Below are 23,152 nucleotides of genomic sequence, written 5' to 3' on the forward strand. Positions count from 1 at the left end.
CACTCCGCGTTGGATAGGTGACTATTCATATTGGCTAGCAGGAGGGATAAGTCATCGGTAAATATTGCTAGCCAGAGACTCCGACATGTTACATGCCTTCCTCATCTCTTTAGTGGTTGTTGCTTTATCCGAAATGGGCGATAAAACACAATTACTCGCATTACTTCTTGCTGCACGTTTTCGTAAACCTGTTCCTATTCTCATTGCTATTTTTTTAGCAACAGTTGTCAATCATGGTGTTTCTGCTGTACTTGGACAGTGGATTACCACGGTGTTGAGCCCTACTATTTTGTTATGGATTGTATCGCTTGGTTTTATTGCTATGGCTGGATGGATGTTGATTCCAGATGAATTAGATGATGAATCTGAAAGTATCAATAAATGGCAAAAATATGGAGTTTTTGGCGCAACTTTTGTACTATTTTTCCTTGCGGAAATTGGCGATAAAACCCAAATTGCCACAGTCGCTTTAGCTGCACGCTTTGACAGTATCGGTTGGGTGACTTTAGGAACTACGCTTGGGATCATGTTGGTGAATGCTCCAGCAGTATTCATTGGCAATAAATTGGCAGATAAGCTACCGATTTCCCTGATTCATAAAATTGGCGCTGCGATTTTCTTGATCATTGGTGTAGCTGCACTGGTACAACATTATTTTTTCTAAAAACTCATTCCATCCTTTCATTATCTTTAAAAAAACCTTACCTAATGTAAGGTTTTTTTATTTTTTGAGAATAATCACACAAATTATTATTCAACTTCTGTTGTATATTTATTGTAACTTTAAAGAAAACCTTATATGTTGTAAGTGATAAGTAAAGATTTATTTTAAAAAAGGTTTTGGGGTTTTCACAATGGCTTTAGATCGCACCACGTCGCAGGTTTTGTATGATGATGGCATACATAAATGCATCAGTTTTACCAGTTTGGTTAAAGGAGAAGGCGTACAAGCCAACCAGTTTTTGATCTTAAATAATGAGCGTGCTGCTGTTTTAGATCCAGGTGGTGATTTAACTTATGTTCCTTTAACTATGGAACTGAATAAATATACTCGTCTACAAAACCTAGATTATGTGATGGCATCTCACCAAGACCCTGACATTATCACGTCAATGCCACGTTGGTTGGTCTATACCGATGCTAAAGTGGTTGCATCTAAGTTGTGGGCACGTTTCTTACCGCATTTAAACTCAGCATTTATGAGTGATCGTATGAAAGGTGGTTGGTTGGAGCGTTTGATTGAGCTTCCAGACCAAGGCGGTTCTATTCCATTGGGGAAAACTGAAATTAAAGTAATTCCTGCACATTTCTTACATTCAGTGGGTAATTTCCAATTTTATGACCCAATTTCTAAAATTTTATTCTCTGGGGATATGGGGGCATCAATTGTAGATGACGCTTCAACGCCTATTGATGATTTTAATGCCCATATTCCGACGATGCGTGGTTTCCACCAACGTTATATGTGTACTAACCGTGTAATTCGCCTTTGGGTGAAAATGGTTCGTCAAATGGATATTGAAATGATTGTGCCACAGCATGGTAAGCCATTTGTGGGCAAAGATATGATCAATCAATTCCTCGACTGGATTGAAAATTTACAATGTGGCGTAGATTTAATGGACGAATCCGTATTTACTTATCCGCGATAAAATATACAAAAAGTTCACTAAAAAATATTGTGTTTGGGAATATTTTTTTTTAGGATTTAAGTCGCCAAAATCTATTTTAAACCTCTTTTACTGAATTAAAGTGAAAGAGGTTTTTTTGACCACGAGAATTTTAAAAATATGTTGTCTCAAATCCCTGCACAGGATGCGTGCTTAAGCTGTGGGGCGTGTTGCGCCTTTTTTCGAGTGTCTTTTTATTGGGCTGAGGGAGAGATCATGCCTGATGAAGTCGTCGAAGAATTAACCCCTGTTTATTCATGTATGAAAGGAACCAATCAAAAAAATCCACGTTGTGTCATGCTATCTGGTGAGATCGGGCAACAGGTCAGTTGCACTATGTATGAACAACGGAGTTCTTCATGTAAAGAAGTCCAAGCAGGCGATGCCCAGTGTAATAAAGCGCGTGCTGCACATAATTTAATTCCTTTGATCGAAATTGAACCTGTATTGCCGAGTAATGATGAAGATTTTGATCAAGTCTGTTGATTTGAATAGATGAGCCTCATCAACATGCTCTTTTTTGGGTTATTGTCAAGAAATGTTGACGTATTTAGGCTCTCAGATGAATTATAAATCTAGCTTGATACTATCAAAACGTATTTATAATTCATTTATTATTTTGAATAAGCGCCTGAAAATTTAAGTAAAATAAAGAATCAAAGAATTCCTGATAATAAAAAATGAAATTTAAACTGAAATTTGTATATAATAGCTCACGGAAATTACCAGCGAGCCTGTTATGTTGACCATCGTTCAAGAAGCCCTAACCTTTGATGATGTCTTATTACTCCCTGCCTATTCAACAGTCCTTCCAAAAGATGTCTCTCTAAAGACACGCCTTACCCGCGACATTCAACTGAATATTCCTATGGTTTCAGCAGCAATGGATACTGTGACTGAGTCACGTATGGCGATTGCGATGGCGCAAAATGGTGGTATCGGTATTCTACATAAAAACATGGATATTGCTGCTCAAGCTGCAGAAGTACGCCGTGTTAAAAAATTCGAAGCGGGCATGGTGAAAGATCCAATCACTGTAACCCCTGAAACTACGGTACGTGAATTGATTGCAATTACTCAAGCAAACAATATCAGTGGTGTACCTGTTGTTAAAGATGGCAAAGTTGTCGGTATTGTGACAGGACGTGATACACGTTTTGAAACCAATCTTGAACAACCTGTCAGCAATATCATGACAGGGCAAGATCGCCTTGTGACTGTTCGTGAAAATGAATCTAAAGAAAATATCCAAGCACTTCTTCAAAAAAATCGTATTGAAAAAGTGATCGTAGTTGGTGAAAGCAATGAGCTTAAAGGCTTAATTACGGTGACTGATTTCCGTAAAGCTGAATTGTATCCAAATAGCTGTAAAGATGAATTAGGTCGTTTACGTGTTGGTGCTGCAGTCGGTACTGGTGCGGAAACTCCAAGCCGTGTGGAAGCATTGGTTGAAGCAGGTGTAGATGCGATTGTGGTTGATACAGCGCATGGTCATTCTGCAGGTGTGATTGAACGTGTACGTTGGGTAAAAGCCAACTTCCCACAAGTACAAGTGATCGGCGGAAACATTGCAACAGGTGATGCTGCATTGGCATTATTAGATGCGGGCGCAGATGCGGTTAAAGTAGGTATCGGTCCTGGTTCGATCTGTACAACACGTATTGTAGCTGGTATTGGTATGCCACAAATCTCTGCGATTGATAGTGTTGCCAATGCATTAAAAGATCAAATTCCTTTAATCGCGGATGGTGGTATTCGTTTCTCTGGCGATATGGCGAAAGCGATTGGTGCAGGTGCAAGCACGATTATGGTTGGTTCACTCATGGCAGGTACTGAAGAAGCACCTGGTGAAGTTGAATTCTTCCAAGGTCGTTACTACAAAGCATATCGTGGTATGGGTTCATTGGGTGCGATGGCGGGTGCGACTGGTTCTGCAGATCGTTATTTCCAAGACTCAAAAGCAGGTGCCGAGAAACTTGTTCCAGAAGGGATTGAAGGTCGTGTGCCTTATAAAGGTCCAATGGGCAATATCGTGCATCAAATGATGGGTGGTTTACGTTCATCTATGGGTTATACAGGTTCTTCTACGATCGAAGATCTTCGTCAAAATGCGAAATTTGTGAAAATTACCTCTGCGGGTATGCAAGAATCACATGTGCATGATGTAACGATTACCAAAGAAGCGCCAAACTACCGTGTAGGCTAATATTACACGCTTTTCGCTTCATTTAGTGTTTAGTTAAATGATCGAATGGCTTAGCCTTTTGTAGTGTTTTTATTGAAAAAAGCCGTCAGTTTATGACGGCTTTTTTATTTTGGTGTAAAGTAATCGAATTGAAAAATTAATCGTTATGTAACACATAATAAGTGGGTAAAAGATGAGTTATTTTGGAACAGACGGGATTCGTGGAAAATTTGGTGAACTCCCAATTACCCCAGAATTTGCACTTAAGTTAGGGTTTGCAGCAGGGAAAGTTTTAAAACAAATTAGTCCAAAATCAAAACCGATTGTGGTTTTAGGTAAAGATACACGTTTATCAGGGTATATTTTAGAAGCAGCATTACAAGCAGGTTTAAATGCCGCAGGTGTTTATGTACATTTGCTTGGTCCATTGCCAACGCCTGCGATTGCGCATCTAACCCGTGCATTACATGCCAACTTAGGTATCGTGATTTCAGCTTCACATAATCCATATTTTGATAATGGGATTAAATTCTTCTCAGATGAAGGTAAAAAACTGCCAGATTCGATTCAAGAAGCCATTAACAAAGAGCTTGAAAATGACATTGTAATCGAAGACACCGCGAACTTGGGTAAAAGTGTTCGTGTTAAAGATGCCAATGGTCGTTATATTGAATTTTGTAAATCAACTTTCCCGTACCATTTCAATTTACGCCATTTAAAAATTGTGGTGGATTGTGCCAATGGTGCGGCTTATAGCGTCGGTCCTGCGGTATTCCGTGAGTTGGGTGCAAAAGTGATTGCACTTTATAATGAGCCAGATGGTTTAAATATCAATAAAGATTGTGGTTCAACCCATCCTGAAAATTTACAAAAAGCAGTGATTGAACATCAGGCTGATCTTGGTGTGGCTTTTGATGGTGATGCAGATCGTGTTGTTTTAGTTGATCGTCATGGTAAGTTGGTCGATGGTGACCATATTCTGTATATTCTTGCGACTCAAGCTTCTCAAAAGCCTGCAGGGATTGTCGGTACAGTGATGAGTAATATGGCGCTCGAATTGGCACTTGAAAAAGCAGGGGTGCCTTTTGTCCGTGCCAAAGTGGGTGACCGCTATGTATTACAGAATCTTGAAGACAATAACTGGGTGACGGGTGGCGAACCATCAGGGCATATTTTGACTTTAGACAAGAGCACCACAGGTGACGCCATTATTGCAGCATTGCAAGTACTGACAGTGATGGTTGAGCAAAATAAAGCTTTAGACGAGTTGGTTGCAGACTTTAAAGTACTACCGAATGTCTTGGTGAATGTACGTTTGGAAGAAATGTTTGACCCTTATTCGATTCCTGCATTGGTCGCTGAATTTGATCAAGTCGAAGCAAAATTGAAAGGTCGTGGACGAATTTTGATTCGTAAATCAGGGACTGAACCGATTATCCGTGTTATGGTAGAAGGCGATGATTTGCAAGAAGTAACTGATTTAGCAAATCATTTAGCAGATGCTGTACGTAAAAATGCAGTTTGATGATTTTGACCTTTATTATTTTCAATAAAGAATAAAATTAGGGTCTGATAACAGACCCTAATCTTTTTAAATTGTAAGTTGTTTGATCAATTTCCCTTAGCCTCTTTGGATGAAAGAGCAGAATGCAAGGTTTAGGTTCATGAGTGATGTGATTAAAGATTTAAGTGAGCTTCGTCTGACTTATCAAAAAGGTGAACTACGTGAGGAACAGGTGGATACGCAACCACATGAGCAGTTCCTGAATTGGTTTAATTTGGCTTTAGAAGCAAAACTTCATGAACCCTATGCGATGTCTTTGGCGACTGCCAATGCACAAGGACGTCCGCATGTTCGTACTGTATTACTGCGTGGTGCGACCGAAGCAGGTTATGACTTTTATACCAATTATGACAGTCAAAAAGGTTTGGATTTAGCCGCTAATCCTTATGCAGAACTCTTATTTTATTGGCCGGAACTGGAACGACAAGTGCGTGTTAGTGGGCAAGTGACGAAAATTTCTTTAGAAGAATCGACAGACTATTATCACAAACGCCCACGTGATAGCCAAATCGCTGCGCATATCAGTACTCCGCAAAGTGGTGTGATTGAAAGTCGTGAGTTATTACAACAACGCTTCCAAGAATTACATGACCGAGTTGCTGATAAAACTGAATTGGCGAAACCTGAATTCTGGGGTGGTTATCGTCTAGAGCCTGATTATTATGAATTTTGGCAAGGTCGTCCAAACCGTTTGCATGATCGTCTAACTTATGAAAAAACAGATGGTTTTTGGAAGTTACAGCGTTTAATGCCTTAAAAATATTCCTAAGCATTCATTTAAAATGTCAAAACTTCAAATTAAACAGCGCCCATTATTATCACGCCCTGAAACCTTTCAGGGGGTGTCATCTTTTATTGCCGAAATATTGGCGCGACGCGGTGTACAGTCTGAACAAGAACTCGATTTAAAGCTAAAATATCTGCTTGCACCGAAAATGAAAGGCTTAGATCAAGCGATTCATAATATTGATCAAGCAATTGATCAGCAACAAAAAATCGTCATTGTCGGTGATTATGATGCTGATGGGGCAACCAGTACCGCTTTGATGATACTCGCATTGCGTGAAATGGGCGCAAATGTTCAATATCTCGTTCCTGATCGTTTTAAATATGGTTATGGTTTAACGCCTAAAATTGCAGACTTAGCCTTTGAAACGTATCAGCCTGATTTATTGATCACGGTGGACAATGGTATTTCCAGTCATGCCGGTGTGGAACAGGCGCAGTCGCATGGCATGCAAGTCATTATTACAGATCACCATTTAACCACCAAAGAAACGCCTAAAGCAGAAGCTGTAGTCAATCCAAACCAATTGGGTTGTGAGTTTCCGAGTAAGGCTTTGGCAGGGGTGGGGGTTGCATTTTACCTTTTGGCGAATTTAAGTAGTTATCGTGCCAAATTGGGTAAATCTGCTGCCAAAATGCCTCAATATTTAGATTTGGTTGCATTGGGCACTTATGCCGATGTGGCAAGTCTGGACTATAACAATCGCATTTTGGTTGATGCAGGGGTGAAACGTATTCAGCAGAATCAATGCCGTGCAGGGATTAGCGCATTACTTGATATTGCGGGACGTGATCCAGCTGAGTTAAAAGCCTCTGATTTAGGTTTTGTTTTAGGTCCTCGAATCAATGCCGCAGGGCGTATGGATACGATGGACATCGGGATTGAATGTCTATTGGCTTCTGATATGCAAACTGCTTATGCTTTTGCACGGCAACTGAATGATTTGAATTTAGAACGTCGTCAGGTTGAAACCCAAATTAAACAGGAAGCATTGACTGAGCTGGAAAATTTACAGCTTGATCAAGAAAATCTTCCCGCTGCGTTGGTCATGTTTGAACAGCATTGGCATCAAGGGGTGATTGGAATTGTTGCTGGGCGTTTAAAAGAACAGTTTCATCGTCCGAGTATCGTTTTTGCTGCCGATGAAGACGGGATTCATATCAAAGGTTCGGCGCGTTCAATTGATGGGATTCACATCCGTGACAGCATTGAAAAAGTCGCTGAACAACATCCGCATTTGATCAGTCATTTTGGTGGTCATGCTGCTGCTGCAGGTTTAACCATTCAAAAACAACATTTTGAAGAATTTAAAACCTTGTTCACTGAATTAATCGCGCAGTCGGATGATGAATTGTTTCAAGCGACTTTATGGACAGATGGTGAATTGCCTACTGAAGCTTTTCAGATTGAAACAGTAGATACACTTGAAGCATTGGGCCCTTGGGGGCAAAAATTCCCTGCACCTGTGTTTGAAGGGCGATTTAAGGTGGCTGAACATCGTTGGCTGAAAGATGTGCATTTGAAGTTACGGTTGGCTTTGGGCAATGGTCAAATGGTCGATGCAATTGCCTTTAATGCTTTGAATAAATTTAATTTTGATCCAACTCAAAGTACTGTGCATATTGTGTATGAATTGGATAAGAATCAATTTAATGGCAGAGTGAGTTTACAACTTAAAATGTTGTATTTAGATTCATAATTCAAACAAGTTGATGTTGAATAATGAGGACGTTAAGCGTCCTTTTTTTATATCTTTATGAATTAAGATATATCGTAAGATTTAATTAAAAATTCATTATTTATCATTATATTAAAGTCGCATTGTAAAAAATTTATTGCTTAAAGATATATTAAGATATATCTTGATTATTATTAATTAATCAAATTGCTGTGGAGTTCTTATGAAATCAGACCAGTTTTCATCGCATGACTTTGAACGTCATGAACATGCAGAACGAGAACATGGTGGACGTCGTGGTCGATTATTTGAGTCTGGAAAAATGAAGCTTTTGGTGCTTCATTTGATTGCACAGCAGCCGAAACATGGCTATGAAATTATTAAGGAGATTAGTGATTTAGTCGGTGGTGGTTATAGCCCAAGTGCGGGCACAATTTATCCAACATTAAGTTGGTTAGAAGATATGGGCTTTGTTCAAGCACACATGACGGAGGGTGATCGTAAGCAATATCACATTACTGAAGCAGGAAATACACATCTTCAATCACAAAATGATCAAGTTAAACATTTATTAGAGCGCTTAGAAACACGTCGAGAAATTCATGAAAATGATCAACTTCTTGATATTCACCGAGCAATGGAAAATTTAAAAACAGCATTACGATTAAAGCTGAAAAATAATGATTTTGACTCTGAACAGGTACGACAAATCGCTGAAAAAATAGATCAAGCTGCGGTGGAAATCGGGCGTTTATAACATAGTGTTGAGCACGATGTTTTAACGAACCGAGGTGAATATGAGCATTCAGATCCAACAGAAATTGCATCAGGTACATTTAAAAGTCACTCAAGCGCGGGTTGCAGTTTTAAAAGTACTTTTAGACAGAAATGAACAGCTAACAGCAAAGCAAATCTATCAGCAACTTTATTTAACACAGCAAAAAGTGAGTCTTTCAACGATTTACCGTGTGGTGTGTGACTTAGAAAAATCAGGATTAATCATTCAAAAACAGCAGGGTCGAAGTGATACCAAATATGCAGTTCCAGAATTGTCTGATATGGGTGCTTTGAATATTCAATGTTCTGCCTTAGCGCAAGTGAATAAAGAATCGTTGATTGAATCTCTCGTACATGTATTTCAGTCATTCAATGTCGATGTGGTTGATATTGAATTTGGTCATACATCCCATTGAAATGAAAAGAGTATAAATATGAAGCAACATCAATACCATGTGACCGTTCAGCATCTTGCCGACGCTAAAGGCAATCCATCAACTTATGATGAAAACATTGAATTCGATGTTGGCAATCATGATGATATTTTTAAAATTGTAGAACGTTTAACTGCAGCTGAGTTTTTTGATGAGGAAACCACCAAAGCTTTTGCGATTGGTTTGAAATTGTTTTTAGAAGTAATGCTTATGCATAGAGATCATATTCTATTCAAAGACCTAGAGCCTGCCATTTTACAGTTTATGAAAAATATGAAGCAACAGGTAAAGCAAAGAGCTGAGTTGAATGCGAGATAAATCTGCAATGATGATCGGGCGAATCCCAAAACTTCCTGCCAAGTATGCAGGTGTCATTATGCCATTGCTCCTTTCTGGGCTGATGAGTGGCACAATTTCCATGCTTAATTTATGGAAAAATATCGGATGGTTTGATGGCTTTTTTAGTCAATGGTTGGGAATATGGCTATTTTCATGGTTGGTTGCATTTCCTACCGTGATGATTTTCTTACCTTCGGTACGTCGTTTTACTGCTTTGGTGGTTGATTTATCACCTCCATCGAAATAATTTTATGATGCAAGGAGTCATGTCGGTGTAAGTTTAAGCGTACAAAGATTTAGGGATTTGTCGCATATACAGATCAACATCAATTTCTTATTATGGGGACATAGAGAGCAGGATGCTCCAGAAAAAATAATAAAAGACAGCAAAGGAAGTGCAGGTTCGACAGGAGTCAGACCAAAGCATCAAATACGTAAAAAAGCCTGACAGGATGTCAGGCTTTTTTATTGATCATTATGATGAAAATTTCTGTAATACCATGCTCATACAAATCTTCTGCGATAGAAACAATTGACTCGCCACATAGCCACTGATTTTTGGCATACCATCATACATTTCTTCAACATGGCGATGATAAAACACATGTCCTACAGGCTCAGGCAGTTGTGTTGAATCCGCTAAATTCATCGCAGGAACAAATGCAAATCGTGTAAATGGCGCAACCCACATCACACCAAACACAGGTTTTGCACAGGACTTACAAATGCCACGATTGACCGCAGGTGGTGCACGAAACTTCTTAAATTCAACTGATTCTGTGGTTTGCAATTTGACTGCTTTTTCAGGGAAAATCACAACATCGGCAAAAGGCTTTTGATAAAGGTCTTGGCAAATACGACAGTGGCAAATAAATCGAATCAGTGGCGTACCATCGACATTAAAAGAGGATTGCCCACATGTACAACGCCCCTGTTGAATGATTGGTGTATTTTCCATATTTTTTATTCTCCTAATTTACATCTAAGTCCGCTTGATTCACCCAATTGGAATGAAAACCTAAAGGAATATGTGTCGGCAGTTCAATGATCGCCACAGGTTCTTGGGTAATATCTTTGGCATCCAAAATCACCACTTTACTGTTTTTGCAGTCGATTGAATGTACATAAGAGATTAACCAACCTTCATCTTCACCATGAGTATCAGGATTTGGAATAAAAATCACTTCACCTGTCACATAACCCTCACCATAAAAATGTTGTGTGGTTTCATTCGATTCTAAATCATGTTTCAACAAATAATTCGCTTGAATATCGGTTGGATTGCCCGGTATACCTTCTTCGCCTAAAGTAATCGTATAAGCATAACGATAAGATTTACCTGCCAAACGCTCATCAAAACGAGGGAATTCCTGAGGTGTTGCAGAAATGACTGTACGCTTAATTTCACCTGTTGCATATTGCAGATGCCAACGTTCAAAACGTACCACTTGACCATCCGATGGACCCTGAATGGTGTTTTTAAAGGTTTCATCATGCACGGCAGCATCTAAAATCACATCGCCATTTTCCAGATCATAAGCATTACAACTATGGAAAATAAAACATGGATCGACTTTGAACCAACGAATGTCTTCGGCGTTGCCATTTTTAGGTAATAAACCAATTCTTGCTTGATGTTTTTCATTCCATTGATAAGGGAAATCGGCACCACGCATGATATTGGAAATTGAGAATGTAATCGGCAAATCGAATATCACCATTTTACTTGCAGTCATATTACAGTCATGCATCATTGGACCATGCTGTACAGGAATACTGACACGGTTTTTCAGTTTTCCATCTTGATCAATCACGTGATAATGAATTTGATTCATCACCAAAGCATCGTAGCAAATCGCATGTAATTCACCTGTTTCATGGTCTTTGTGTGGATGTGCTGAAAATGCAAATTTTTCATCATCATTAAATAAACGATAACGGACACTATTCAGCTCGGCATCCATTTCAACAGGAAGCGGCCCTGCTTCTACAATCGTCCAGATTTTTCCTGCATGACCAATAATATTGGTATTGGTAATGTCTGCCACACCACGAGGATTGCCTTCAATGCGAGGACGTTTTAATTTGTCATGAACCTGATGTGTGCCGACATAGCGACTTTTACACCATAAGGCTTGTCCATCTTTGAGGCGTAGTCCATGCACCATACCATCGCCAATAAACCAATTATAAAGTGTAGGATTTTTCACTTCTAATGGGTTCGGTCCCATGCGTAAAAAGAGACCATCAAGCTGTTTTGGAATCGTGCCAATGACGTTGAAATCGTGATGAACGGATTCAGCGACAGGTGCAAAAGGACCTTTGAGAAAAGGGTTATCATCCACATAGGGGATGCGCTTTTTCGCAAGTTCGGCAAAGAAATTCAGTGTTCCCATAGCCAAGCGATTATTGGCTAAGTTATTCATGAAACTTGACATAATTCTGCATCCTTTTTGAGTTTTTATTGCTTGTTTCGTATAATTTGTGCAATGTGTACAGTAGTCACATTTAATTTATAATATTAATGTTTACGGTGTCAACATTGAATAAAAAAATCCACGATTCGGTCACGACGTATCATCATGGCAATCTGCGTGAAACTTTATTGACGCAGGGCTTGATTTTATTGGAGTCTTCGCAGGGCACGGAGTTCAGTATGCGTGAATTGACCCGAATTATTGGCGTGTCGGCAAATTCCGTTTATCGGCATTTTGCCAATAAAGAGGAATTATTAATTGCCATGGCGATTCATGGCTTTGAGCAATTATTAACACTGCAAGGTCAGGCGATTCAAAACTCGGAGGACAGCAGGCAAGGTTTTATTTTGTCAGGTAAACAATATATTGCTTTTGCCATGCAGTATCCTGCACTGTTTCGTTTAATGTATGGACGCTTCACTGTGAGCCAAGCCGATGAAAACTTAAAAGCCATGGCAAATTTGGCTTATACAGGGATGTTGTATGCGATTGCCAATACTTTAAATGTGTCTGTAGATGATGCTAAAGCCAAAGTGCTTGCGGTTAAATCATGGAGTGTGGTGCATGGTTTAAGTCATTTATTGGTGGATGGTCAGTTTGATGATCTGTCTGAGATTGATCGTGAAAATATGATTGATCAGGTTTTGGAGACGTTAAAAACTGAGTGATGCTCTTGACTTGATGGTTTTAGAAATGGCTTTATTCTGGCACTGACAGAATGTTATCTGATGATTTACAACAAAAAGCAAAATTATCATTGTCCTATAGATGGTATTCAGCGTATTAAGATAGTGATGGTTCGACACAAATTGATTCTTTATGATCAATTCAAGTAATTAAAGTACAAAAGATGTTGAATAGACATCCTAGACTGATGAACAACTTTAGGATAATAAAATGACCAATACCAATTTTACCGAACTTTCCCATTCAGATGATTGCGAAAAATATGTGAATCAATTTATTCAAGATTTTCCTATTCGCGCTGCGGAAATAGGCAAAGGCACCGTCATTAAACGTGCTTTACCGAGTCGCCAAAAGCGTATGATCGGCGCATGGTGTTTTCTTGATCACGCAGGTCCAGTGGACTTTTCACAAGGTGATGGCTTAGATGTAGGACCGCATCCGCATATCGGTTTGCAAACATTTACGTGGATGATAGAAGGCACATTGATGCATACCGATAGCATCGGTTCTAAGCAACTCATTCGCCCGAAACAGGTCAATTTAATGACTGCAGGTTATGGTATTTCACATACTGAGGTTGCGCCAGACACTGAAACTAAGATGCATGCTGCGCAATTATGGATTGCTTTACCTGACGACAAAATCAATATGGCACCGCAGTTTGATCATTACCCAGAATTGCCGATTGTCGAAAAAGACAATATTGAATTTACCGTATTAGTCGGTGATTTTTTGGGTAAACATTCACCTGTAAAAGTCCATACTGAATTACTTGGGATCGATTTTTTTGCCAAAGAATCGACCAAATCTGTGATTCCGCTGAACCCTAAATATGAATATGGATTCCTTGCATTGGAAGGTGATGCGGTAGTCAATGGTCATACTTTGAATAGCGATAACATGGTGGTGTTAGAGCCAGGTGTTTCTCAAATTGAGGTGGAGTTACCGCAAGGCTCACGTTTATTGTTGATTGGTGGTGAGCCGTTTGAGTCCCCAATTTTGCTATGGTGGAATTTGGTGGGACGTACTCAGGAAGAATTGAAAATTGCGACTGAGCAATGGATCAATCACGATGCACGTTTTGGCACGATTCCTGATTATGAGGGTGCACGTTTAGAAGCTCCAGCATTCCCTGAAAAAATGCGTCCATCGAAGTAAGTCATTTACATCGCTCATTTAAATAATGAATTCAGATAAGGAAAATAATATGGCTGTTATTGCACAAGCTCAAGTAAAAAGCTTGCCTGAACCGTGGTCTGGAGAGGTAAGCAGTGGTAAGCATCATTTGATTACCGATAAACCTGAATCTTTTGGTGGGCAGGACAAAGGTTTAGCGCCGTATGATTTTATTTGTTCAGGCTTGATTTCTTGTACCATGATTACCTTGCGTATGTATGCGCAACACAAAGGTTTTGATTTGGGTGAGTTTCAAGTTAAAGCAGATTTTAATGCCAATAAAGAAGGGCAGGAATGGATCGAACGTCGTTTGTCATTTGCTCAACCTTTAACTGAAGAATTACATCAGAAGGTTTTGGATATTTGTCAGAAAACACCTGTGACCAAAACTTTGTTGCGTAGTGTGGAAATTAATACGTCAATTATTTGATTTTCTATTTCAATGAAAAGGCATTTTGTAAAACAAGATGCCTTTTTTTATCATAATCGCTTATAGTCAATGCAAAATAATAGAGGCAATAACAATGATTACGTTACATCATTTGGAACAGTCACGTTCTCTGAGAATTTTGTGGGCGTTGGAAGAGTTAGGTGTCGAATATCAAGTCAAATATTATAAACGCTTACCGACTTTTTCTGCGCCACCTGAACTCAAACAGATTCATCCTTTAGGTAAAGCGCCCGTATTAACGGATGGTGATTTGGTTATTGCTGAATCTGCGGTGATTTTGGATTATTTACAAAACACTTATGACACTGAAAATAAATTCAAACCTCACGAACCCAAAGATCTGATGCAATACAATTATTGGATGCACTATGCAGAAGGTTCTTTGATGCCTTTATTAGTATTTAACTTGGTATTGAGCAATGTACCCAAGCATGTGCCTTTTATTATCAAACCTGTTGCAAAGAAGATTACTGAAGGCGTAAAAGCAGGATTTATTAATCCTCGGTTGGCAGATCACATTCCATTCTTAGAAAGTCATTTAACCAAACATGATTATTTTGCAGGAGATTTTTCTTTTGCAGATATTCAAATGAGTTTTCCAATTGTCGCTTTGCAAGAGCGTGTGGCGGGGAAATATCCCTTATTAAAAGAATATGCTGACCGTATTCAACAGCGCCCCGCATTTCAAAATGCTAAAGCAAAAAGTGGTTTTTAGTACCCAATGAATTTGATCTTTTTACCTGGTGCATCTGGAAATACTGAATTTTGGCGCCCTGTTGCAGAAAAACTCGTTGTGACTGGAGAAAAGACAGTAATCGCTTACCCCAGTTTTGGTGGTTATCCCGATCATGTCGATGTACACAATTTCAAAGATTTGCAGAGTTATGTTCTAGATCAAATTCAACAATCCTCAGTCATCATTGCGCAATCAATGGGTGGAATTTTTGCGGTGCAAGCGGCATTGCAAAAGCCAGAATTGATTGAAGCTGTAGTCTTGGTCGCGACATCAGGTGGTATCGACTTAAGCCCATTTGATGTGGCGGATTGGAGAGAGGATTATCAACTAAACTTCTCTGTGCCTGATTGGTTCGTTCGTCCGCACATCTTTTTAGATGAACAGCTTTATAAAATTGACTGTCCTGTGTTATTGATTTGGGGTGATGCTGATCCGATTAGCCCCGTGGCAGTGGGGCAATATTTACATGGCAAGATTGTGATTTCAGAACTGCATGTGATTGAAAATGGGCAACATGATTTAGCTTTTACTCATGCTAATCAATTAACTCAAATCATTCAGAAATTTTTAGAAAAAATAGAAGAGGCAAAATAAAAGGTATGTCGCATTAAATTTATTTACGTAATTGAGACGGTATATAGCCAAAATGATGTTTAAATCGTGTGCTGAAGTGACTTGCTGAACTAAATCCACAACTTAAAGCAATTTCGATTAGTTCTAAATGACTATTTAAAATCAATTCATGGGCTTTTTTTAGGCGTGTGTGTAATACATATTGATGTGGTGATTGTCCTGTAGATTGCTTAAACATATGAGCAAAATGGTATTCACTCAGATTTGCTTGATGAGCAAGATCTGCAATACTGATTGATAGATGTAAATGTTGTTCGATCCATTCCAAAACAGTCCTTAAAATGTGCGGTGCTAAACCACCCGAAACATAGGGAAGTCTCCATTGAACACTACTGTAATTTTGAATTAAATGGTTCAATAATAGATTGGCTGCTGAACTAAACTGTAATTGATTTTCTTGATCTTGCCACTGTCCATTTAATAAAAAATGACGATAAGTCGCACTGACCAATGGGTCCTGAATAAAGTCTTTTTCGTTTAGTTGAATCTGAGAGGGTTCTTTATCCCATATTTTCACAGCAATATTTTTTAAGTGCTGATCTGTATAATATAAATGCACAAAACTTAAGTGATCTCGGACATCCCAAGTCGATTCTAAGCCTTGTGGCATTAGACAAAATCGATCTGGTGCACCACCATTTCTCCAACCTGTAGAAGTCTTTCGATAACTTTCATAGCCACCTCGAATATAAAGGCTTAAGGTGTGATGATTACTACAAACGCTGACATTATCTTTTTGATTTGACCATGCAGCCATTTGTATCCCTGAACCGATATGAACTGTGTCAATCAGTTGGGCATTGTGCAGTTGTAGTATTTCAAGCGTTTTGTATTTCATATCATCACATGGTCTTAAAATGATTATGACAACAATCTGTTTGGTTAGATTTTAGCGACTGTTTTCACAATAAACAAAAATAAGCAAAGAAAATAGCAAGATTGTGAAAGTGACCACAAGAATATGACGGAGAGTTTTTGCTCAAGCAAGCAAACTAAAACTCTTAGCGCATCTTCGAGAAAGTTTATGAATGTTTTGTTGTATTTTTCAGTGGTCATCATTTGGGGAACCACATGGATTGCGATTAAATTACAACATGGTCAGTTTAGCCCAGTCATTGGTGTGTTCTGGCGCTTCTTGATCGCTGCAATGATTATTTTTATCGGCTTATTGCTCACTAAAAAACTTAAGGCTTTGAATCTCTGGGATCATTTATTTTGTGCATTGCAAGGTCTTTGCATTTTTGGATTCAATTTTATTTGTTTTTATAGCGCAGTCGCATATATCAATAGTGGGCTAGAATCCGTCATTTTTTCTATGGCTATTTTATTTAACGCATTTAACAATAAATTATTTTTCCAACAGAAAATATCTTTCTATTTTATACCTGCCTCCATTTTGGGACTTGCAGGAATTGTTGCATTATTTTGGCATGATCTTTTTACGGCTCATTTAAATTCAAAAATTCTGCTTGGAATTGGTTTATGCATGTTGGGAACCTATGGATTTTCATTAGGGAATATGATCAGTATTCGACACCAAAAAAGAGGGCTTGATGTTTTGAGTACCAATGCTTATGGCATGTTGTATGGAAGTGTGACGATGCTTTTGATTGGCTTGATAACCCAGCAAGATTTTTTCCCGACTATCACGCTACAAGGCTTATTTGCTTTAGGTTATTTGAGTATCTTTGGAACCATCATTGGCTTTACTCTGTATTTTATTTTGATTGGACGCATTGGGGCAGGCAAGGCAGCATATAGCACATTATTATTTCCATTGGTTGCACTCAGTATTTCAACAATTTGGGAAAATTATCATTGGTATACATTGTCATGTATCGGCGTATTTTTAATTTTATTTGGAAATTACATTTTATTTGCACAACCTAAATGGCTAAGTAAGTTGAATTCTCATCAAGGCGAATCAAGAAAGGTATGATTTATAATGAAAATAAAATTTAGATAAATGTAGGATCACCACAAAGACAGTTGTGACTCATCTTGCTGTTCTGCGAGTTGGTATAAACCGACACCGATTAAACGGAATTGAAAATGACTGGGAATTTGCATTTCATTTAACAAAATCTGAATGACTTGCACCATTTCTTGTTGAGATTTCAAAGCTGTTTTAAAGCTTTTACTGTGTTGTAACACTTGAAAGTTCTTCAATTTCAGTTTGACCGTGACACCACGTGCAGACATTTGTTTTTTATCTAAACTGAGCCAGACTCGTTCAATTAGCGTGTCCCAATAGCCTGAGCATTGTTCGAGGGTCAGATCATCATCAAAAGTGGTTTCCTTAGAAATTTGTTGACGTTGTCGTTCAGCTTGAACAGGTCGTTCATCAACTCCTTGCGCATATAGAAACAATTGTTTGCCGTATTTTCCAAAATGGTGAATCAGTACATTTTCATCAATCTGCTGTAAATCCCCCAATGTTTGTAGATTTAAACTGGTTAATTTTTCTTGGGTGACTTTGCCCACGCCAGGGATTTTTTTTAATGGTAAATCATGAATAAAATGCTGAACCTGACTGGGTTTAATGATGCAGATACCATTCGGTTTATTCCAATCTGAGGCAACTTTGGCGAGAAACTTATTTGGGGCAACCCCTGCGGATGCAGTTAAGCCTGTCACTTTGAAAATATCTGCACGAATACATTCAGCCACTTCTGTCGCACTGGGAATATTTTTTAAATTTTCAGTGACGTCTAAGTAAGCTTCATCTAAAGAAAGTGGTTCAATCAGCGGTGTGTATTGTTGAAAAATCTCATGAATCTGCTGTGATACCTCACGGTATTTATCAAAATTAGGTTCAATCACCACCACTTGCGGGCAAAGTTTCTTGGCTTGTCCCATCGACATAGCAGAACGGAGTCCAAACTGCCGTGCAGGATAGGATGCAGCAGCAATCACTGCCCGAGGGTGATGTGAGGAAATCACCACAGGTAAATGTTGCAACTCAGGACGTTCACGCAGTTCTACTGAGGCATAGAACGCGTCCATATCAATATGAATGATTTTTCTCATGAATCACACAGTGTTATAACGCTGTAAGATGATTCTAACAGACCTCACTCATTTTCCCTGTAGAAATTCTAGTTTTGCAAAGGGTAAGCGACAGGTTGTGTCAAGATGACCACTTTGGCATGTTGTTGTTCCACGTAGTGGAACAAAGTTTGCATACTTTTTTGAGTATTATCTGCAAGATAAGGTAAAAATTCCAAAGGCTGAGTCAGCGGTAGCGGTTCCCAGAAATTATCCCAATGTATTGGAATGACGGTTTTGGGTTTTATTGTTCCAATGGTTTTTTCTAAATATTGTTGTTGGTATTCAGGTGTTTGACGTGATAGTTGGGCAATGCCTAAAAATAATGTATCAACATGCATGTTCTTTAACTGATTCGCGATAACACCAGTACTGGCTTTGACCAAGACTTTATAGCCTTGATGTTCAATCAAATAATCAAAACTGTGTCCTTCTTTAAATTCAGAAAAACGTGCAGGTTGTTTTAATGGATGTGTAATGACTTCGCCGAGATCATTATTTACGGCAGTAGGTGGGGTATGTTGAGATGGAATAGCTGTGACCTTAAATTCACCAAATAGCATTGTTTGCAAAGGGGAAATGAGTTGAAGCTGTTGTTCTGCAACATTCCCACCTCGTGCAATATTCATTGTGCTTTCTGAACCGATGATTTTAATGGGTAATTGCTTGCCGAGTTCAGCGATATCGAGCGCATGATCATAGTGAGAGTGTGAGGTGAATACGGCTTGTACGCGTTTTAAATCGTAGTCTTTAATGATTTGTGCAAGCAGTTTTGGATTACTTTGCACGGGTTTCAATAAGGTTTGTGTGAGTGAGGGACGAGTAAAGAATCCATCAATCAAAATCTGGGTTTGTCCATCATCAAATAACAGGGTGGAAACTCCAAAGAATCTGACCGTGAGTTGTTTTTTATCTAGATGATTTTGACTATTGTTTTGATTATTTTCAGATGAGCTTAGCTCAGGTTGATAGATCCATTTCTGAAATTTTTGGACATGTCCTGAGGGTTGTAATAAAAACGTCAGTGTTGCAATCACTAGAAATATAATCAGTGAAATCGAAAAGGTAACGATCTTTTTAAGCTTCATCCGTGATTCGCATATTTTTATTTTATTGGCTATCACGGTAGCATATTTATTCGACGATTTTATGGCTTTGCAGATTTTTCTGTTTGAATCACATGATTATTTTCTAAAAATTGTTTCCATTGTTTTTCATCACCATGAAACACATTCAAATCGACATTTTTATTGATACCTGAAATTTTGCCTTGATTGGTTTTTTGCCAAAATGTCCACGGACGTCCATCTTTTAAATCAGGTTGTTCTTTATATTCACGAATCCAAATCGGGGTATCCTTAAATTCACCGATTAACACCATGTTATAAAACACTTTTGAAGTATAGAAAATTGGTTGTTTGGCATAATGCGTTTGCAATTGGTCATGCATAGATTTGATCTGTTTGAGCAATTGTTCTTTGGTGAATGTATTGATGCAATTGCTGTCATATTCCAAGTCGATGACAGGGGGTAGTGCATTGGTTTTGATTGGAACAGTTTTGATAAAATTCTGTGCTTGAATATCGCCATCACGGCATAAACGGAAGAAGTGATACGCACCAACGCGCATGCCACGCTCACGTGCTTCTAACCAATAGTCTTGAAACTTATCATCTTGATAGTCACCACCTTCTGTGGCTTTGAGATAAACAAATTGATATTGCTGCGGAGAGATTTTTTTCCAATCAATATCGCCCTGATGGTGTGACACATCGAAGCCATTGATTGGATAAGGTTCAGCAGAAGCAATATTAACATACAACATTGCCAAACCAATTACACTGCATAGCCCTGTCATGATTAACGTGAAACGAGTACGGGTGAATTTGGCGGTTTTGGCTGAATGTTTCACAAGATAATCCTGTACATAGATTATGCGATTTCTAAGTTAATATTCGCATTGCAGTATTGATCATGTATCGATTGTACGCGTTTTGCCTTGGGATGCGTCAATTGACTACCCAATTGTTCTATAAACTTACATGAAGCATATTTCTGAGCAAGTGACTGATATTTTGTGATCCAAATTTCTCGGTCGAGCAAACGATCTTCTTGAACAGGCCAAACACCTGAACGTAATGCTTCGACACCGATTCTCCAAGGTTTAGGGCTAATCCTTGCGCGGAAACAATTTTGGTTCTTACACATGCGTACATAATTCGGATCGGCTTGTAATGCGTTGAAAAGCAGTTGGGCTTCCTCACCTCTTGGATCAAATATCTGATGCATCACTAAAACACGAAAGCCTTTTGGTGTCCGATAGACACGTAAATGCCATGTTGGATGGCTTTGAGAGAAACTACGAATGAGTGCTAAGCCCTGTTGCTCAGGGTTGGATATAAATCGATGTTGAATTTCCAATAACTTTTCAGCGGTTTGTCGACTGATCATGATCGAAAACAGTATACCTATACCAAGTACAATCCATGATTTGAATAATAATGCGCTCACAGCGCAGAGCAAAAAGAGTGCAAATAAGCCTGCAAAATACAATTGTCGACTTGGTGCATCATTAAAATCAATATCTGCAAAGAGTACATCAGGTGTATTTAGACAAAGCGCACCATAAGAATTACGCGTGATAATCACATCATTTTGTTGGTCTATGATTTCTTCACGTATGGGAAGTCCTTCACTGCTATTGTAAGGAATTTTATGATCAAATTTTCGGACATCTTGGCGAGACTTAAGCTTCTCAACGGCTTCAGTTTTGCGAGCTTCAGCATGTATTTGAGCATCCTCCATACTCAGATCTGACCATCCAAAGCGTTTAATGGTTATTTGTTTTCCTTCATGCTGAATTGTTATTTTTGCTTCAGCCCAATATTGGGGAATGATCATGTTGAGTTTCCTTATTCTTTATTTAGTTACTTTCTTTAGTTTATTTTATCTAAGTTATTTTGAAGCCTTTAATCCTTAAAATACTTGGGAATTTGTAGAAAAATAATCATGGTCACGATATTCATTAAACCTAAACAAATCAGCGTGTAATGGAATGCTTGGGTAATATGTGCTTGATTGAAGTAGTTTGTGAAAGCATTCAGTAAAGTCCCTGCAACTGCAATCCCGATACTCATCGACAACATCATAATCATCGACAAGAAACTATTGCCACTACTGGCATCTTGTTGTGGCAAATCTTTGAGTGTAAATGTATTCATGGCGACGAATTGAAGTGAGTTAATTACCCCAAAGACAAAGAAATGCAATGTTCTGAGCCATGTCGGTGTGTCCGCCGTGTGTAAAGCAAAACTGGCAATACACAACCCGATCAATAAGGTATTTACAATTAAAATTGAACGATAGCCTGTGCGTTGCAAAATTGGTCGAATAATCGGTTTAGAGACCAATGAACCGATCACGATAGGTGTCAACATCACACCTGTCATAAAGGGCTCCATATTAAACGCAACTTGCAGCATCAGCGGTAAAAGAAAAGGTACAGCATTACTACCAAAGCGCGCGAAAAAGTTGCCTAAAACACCAATTGAATAGATTTTATTTTTAAATAAGCGACTACGAAATAAGGCATTTTGATGCGTATGCGCATGATAAGCATAGATTAAAGCGGCAATGAACCCTGAGATCAGTAAACCTATACTCAGCGATTTTGAAACTTCAGTACTGGCAATATTTTCAATCCCTAAAGCCATCCCAATCATCGCAATGGCTAAAAGCACAAAACCACTTAAATCAAATGATTTTACTGAAGATTCAGTGACATTTGGCATGGCTTTAAATGTGACCAACATCCCAAGTAGCCCGATCGGAACATTAATTAAAAAAATCCAATGCCATGAGGCATATTCAACTAACCATCCACCAAGAATAGGACCCGCCAATGGACCAAGTAAGCCCGCAAGGCTCATAGTACTCATTGCCGATAAAAACTGTTCACGGGGAATAATTCTCAGCATGGCCAAACGCCCGACAGGCAAGAGAAATGCACCACCAATCCCTTGTAGGACACGGAATATGATTAAAGTATTAAAACTGTTAGATAATGCACAACCGATAGATGCTGTAGTGAAAATGACGATGGCAGCAAAAAAAGTATTACGGACACCAAAACGATCTGAAAACCATCCACTTAAAGGAATACAGGCAGCCACAGCCAAAACATAGCTAATCACCACACCATGCATCTTGAGCGGGTCTTCTTGCAAGCTCGTTGCCATTGCAGGTAATGCTGTATTGATAATAGTGGTGTCTAAACCTTGCATAAAAAAGCCGATCGACACCAAAAAAACCAATAAATAAAATTCAGGCTGTAACTTTAAATGCGTGGGTGCGACAGTCATATGAGCAAGAGTTTGGGGTGAGTGGTGATATTTTAAAACAAAAGCCTGATGCTTTGTGTTGTGCTTTGATCACTGTAATGGTCAATTTTTTGCAATAAAACTGACATATGAGTGTCATGAAGTTTACACCTAAGCTTAATAAATTAGTC

Annotated in this window: 25 protein-coding genes; 17 read left to right on the forward strand and 8 right to left on the reverse strand. The window is 38.7% G+C overall.

Annotation, left to right across the window (positions count from 1 at the left end):
* Window positions 1-85 precede the first annotated feature (85 nt).
* From BEN71_RS01400 to BEN71_RS01450, 11 genes are all read left to right on the forward strand, one after another.
* The gene (locus tag BEN71_RS01400; protein WP_068973000.1) at window positions 86-664 is read left to right on the forward strand and encodes a TMEM165/GDT1 family protein; all 579 of its coding nucleotides are present in this window, start codon (window positions 86-88) and stop codon (window positions 662-664) included.
* Between the two features lie 190 nt (window positions 665-854).
* On the forward strand, window positions 855-1,652 hold the full coding sequence (locus BEN71_RS01405) for an oxygen-binding di-iron domain-containing protein (protein WP_068972999.1): 798 nt from the start codon (window positions 855-857) through the stop codon (window positions 1,650-1,652).
* 138 nt (window positions 1,653-1,790) lie between these two features.
* On the forward strand, window positions 1,791-2,156 hold the full coding sequence (locus BEN71_RS01410; RefSeq protein ID WP_086322735.1) for a YkgJ family cysteine cluster protein: 366 nt from the start codon (window positions 1,791-1,793) through the stop codon (window positions 2,154-2,156).
* Between the two features lie 253 nt (window positions 2,157-2,409).
* On the forward strand, window positions 2,410-3,876 hold the full coding sequence (gene guaB, locus BEN71_RS01415) for an IMP dehydrogenase (protein ID WP_068972997.1): 1,467 nt from the start codon (window positions 2,410-2,412) through the stop codon (window positions 3,874-3,876).
* A 172-nt stretch (window positions 3,877-4,048) separates the two neighbouring features.
* Window positions 4,049-5,380: a phosphoglucosamine mutase gene (gene glmM, locus BEN71_RS01420; RefSeq protein WP_068972996.1), complete on the forward strand. Its 1,332-nt coding sequence runs from the start codon at window positions 4,049-4,051 to the stop codon at window positions 5,378-5,380.
* Between the two features lie 139 nt (window positions 5,381-5,519).
* Window positions 5,520-6,176, forward strand: coding sequence for a pyridoxamine 5'-phosphate oxidase (gene pdxH, locus BEN71_RS01425; protein WP_068972995.1), 657 nt, complete (start codon window positions 5,520-5,522; stop codon window positions 6,174-6,176).
* Window positions 6,177-6,201: 25 nt separating this feature from the next.
* On the forward strand, window positions 6,202-7,905 hold the full coding sequence (recJ, locus tag BEN71_RS01430; protein ID WP_068972994.1) for a single-stranded-DNA-specific exonuclease RecJ: 1,704 nt from the start codon (window positions 6,202-6,204) through the stop codon (window positions 7,903-7,905).
* 202 nt (window positions 7,906-8,107) lie between these two features.
* Window positions 8,108-8,641: a PadR family transcriptional regulator gene (locus tag BEN71_RS01435; protein WP_068972993.1), complete on the forward strand. Its 534-nt coding sequence runs from the start codon at window positions 8,108-8,110 to the stop codon at window positions 8,639-8,641.
* A gap of 40 nt (window positions 8,642-8,681) precedes the next feature.
* Window positions 8,682-9,077: a transcriptional repressor gene (locus BEN71_RS01440; RefSeq protein WP_068972992.1), complete on the forward strand. Its 396-nt coding sequence runs from the start codon at window positions 8,682-8,684 to the stop codon at window positions 9,075-9,077.
* A gap of 18 nt (window positions 9,078-9,095) precedes the next feature.
* On the forward strand, window positions 9,096-9,413 hold the full coding sequence (locus BEN71_RS01445) for a DUF3861 domain-containing protein (RefSeq protein ID WP_068972991.1): 318 nt from the start codon (window positions 9,096-9,098) through the stop codon (window positions 9,411-9,413).
* Complete coding sequence (locus BEN71_RS01450) at window positions 9,403-9,681, forward strand: DUF2798 domain-containing protein (RefSeq protein WP_068972990.1); 279 nt, start codon at window positions 9,403-9,405, stop codon at window positions 9,679-9,681. The genes BEN71_RS01445 and BEN71_RS01450 overlap by 11 nt, the downstream gene beginning before the upstream one ends.
* A gap of 228 nt (window positions 9,682-9,909) precedes the next feature.
* On the opposite strand, the gene BEN71_RS01455 is transcribed toward BEN71_RS01450, so the two are convergent.
* Complete coding sequence (locus BEN71_RS01455; protein WP_068972989.1) at window positions 9,910-10,392, reverse strand: GFA family protein; 483 nt, start codon at window positions 10,390-10,392, stop codon at window positions 9,910-9,912.
* Between the two features lie 13 nt (window positions 10,393-10,405).
* The gene (locus BEN71_RS01460; protein ID WP_068972988.1) at window positions 10,406-11,872 is read right to left on the reverse strand and encodes a carotenoid oxygenase family protein; all 1,467 of its coding nucleotides are present in this window, start codon (window positions 11,870-11,872) and stop codon (window positions 10,406-10,408) included.
* Between the two features lie 95 nt (window positions 11,873-11,967).
* Here BEN71_RS01460 and BEN71_RS01465 point away from each other — a divergent pair, with 95 nt between their 5' ends.
* The 5 genes from BEN71_RS01465 to BEN71_RS01485 all read left to right on the forward strand — a co-directional run bounded on the left by BEN71_RS01465 (window position 11,968) and on the right by BEN71_RS01485 (window position 15,555).
* Window positions 11,968-12,579, forward strand: coding sequence for a TetR/AcrR family transcriptional regulator (locus BEN71_RS01465; protein ID WP_227542643.1), 612 nt, complete (start codon window positions 11,968-11,970; stop codon window positions 12,577-12,579).
* A gap of 229 nt (window positions 12,580-12,808) precedes the next feature.
* The gene (locus BEN71_RS01470) at window positions 12,809-13,756 is read left to right on the forward strand and encodes a pirin family protein (protein ID WP_068972986.1); all 948 of its coding nucleotides are present in this window, start codon (window positions 12,809-12,811) and stop codon (window positions 13,754-13,756) included.
* Window positions 13,757-13,805: 49 nt separating this feature from the next.
* Window positions 13,806-14,204, forward strand: a complete 399-nt coding sequence (locus BEN71_RS01475) for an OsmC family protein (protein WP_068972985.1) — start codon at window positions 13,806-13,808, stop codon at window positions 14,202-14,204.
* 94 nt (window positions 14,205-14,298) lie between these two features.
* Complete coding sequence (locus BEN71_RS01480; RefSeq protein WP_068972984.1) at window positions 14,299-14,940, forward strand: glutathione S-transferase family protein; 642 nt, start codon at window positions 14,299-14,301, stop codon at window positions 14,938-14,940.
* A 6-nt stretch (window positions 14,941-14,946) separates the two neighbouring features.
* Window positions 14,947-15,555 carry an alpha/beta fold hydrolase gene (locus BEN71_RS01485; RefSeq protein ID WP_068972983.1) on the forward strand — a complete coding sequence of 203 codons (609 nt, stop codon included), beginning with the start codon at window positions 14,947-14,949 and terminating at the stop codon, window positions 15,553-15,555.
* Window positions 15,556-15,574: 19 nt separating this feature from the next.
* Here BEN71_RS01485 and BEN71_RS01490 read toward each other — a convergent pair whose 3' ends face one another.
* Window positions 15,575-16,432 (reverse strand): helix-turn-helix domain-containing protein, encoded by an 858-nt coding sequence (locus BEN71_RS01490; RefSeq protein ID WP_068972982.1) that lies wholly within the window; start codon window positions 16,430-16,432, stop codon window positions 15,575-15,577.
* A gap of 186 nt (window positions 16,433-16,618) precedes the next feature.
* Here BEN71_RS01490 and BEN71_RS01495 point away from each other — a divergent pair, with 186 nt between their 5' ends.
* On the forward strand, window positions 16,619-17,533 hold the full coding sequence (locus BEN71_RS01495) for a DMT family transporter (RefSeq protein WP_068972981.1): 915 nt from the start codon (window positions 16,619-16,621) through the stop codon (window positions 17,531-17,533).
* Between the two features lie 35 nt (window positions 17,534-17,568).
* Here the strand turns inward: BEN71_RS01495 and dinB are convergent, their stop codons facing one another.
* From dinB to mdtD, 5 genes are all read right to left on the reverse strand, one after another.
* A complete protein-coding gene (gene dinB / locus BEN71_RS01500) occupies window positions 17,569-18,624 on the reverse strand; it encodes a DNA polymerase IV (RefSeq protein ID WP_068972980.1) in 1,056 nt (351 codons plus the stop codon).
* A 68-nt stretch (window positions 18,625-18,692) separates the two neighbouring features.
* Window positions 18,693-19,730: an MBL fold metallo-hydrolase gene (locus BEN71_RS01505; protein ID WP_068972979.1), complete on the reverse strand. Its 1,038-nt coding sequence runs from the start codon at window positions 19,728-19,730 to the stop codon at window positions 18,693-18,695.
* A 59-nt stretch (window positions 19,731-19,789) separates the two neighbouring features.
* Window positions 19,790-20,500: a glycoside hydrolase family 25 protein gene (locus tag BEN71_RS01510; RefSeq protein WP_068973042.1), complete on the reverse strand. Its 711-nt coding sequence runs from the start codon at window positions 20,498-20,500 to the stop codon at window positions 19,790-19,792.
* A gap of 74 nt (window positions 20,501-20,574) precedes the next feature.
* Window positions 20,575-21,543 (reverse strand): hypothetical protein, encoded by a 969-nt coding sequence (locus BEN71_RS01515; protein ID WP_068972978.1) that lies wholly within the window; start codon window positions 21,541-21,543, stop codon window positions 20,575-20,577.
* A gap of 68 nt (window positions 21,544-21,611) precedes the next feature.
* Window positions 21,612-23,003 (reverse strand): multidrug transporter subunit MdtD, encoded by a 1,392-nt coding sequence (mdtD, locus tag BEN71_RS01520; RefSeq protein ID WP_068972977.1) that lies wholly within the window; start codon window positions 23,001-23,003, stop codon window positions 21,612-21,614.
* Between the last annotated feature and the right edge of the window lie 149 nt (window positions 23,004-23,152).

Origin of the sequence: Acinetobacter wuhouensis (genome assembly GCF_001696605.3) — a bacterium.
GTDB lineage: Bacteria > Pseudomonadota > Gammaproteobacteria > Pseudomonadales > Moraxellaceae > Acinetobacter > Acinetobacter wuhouensis.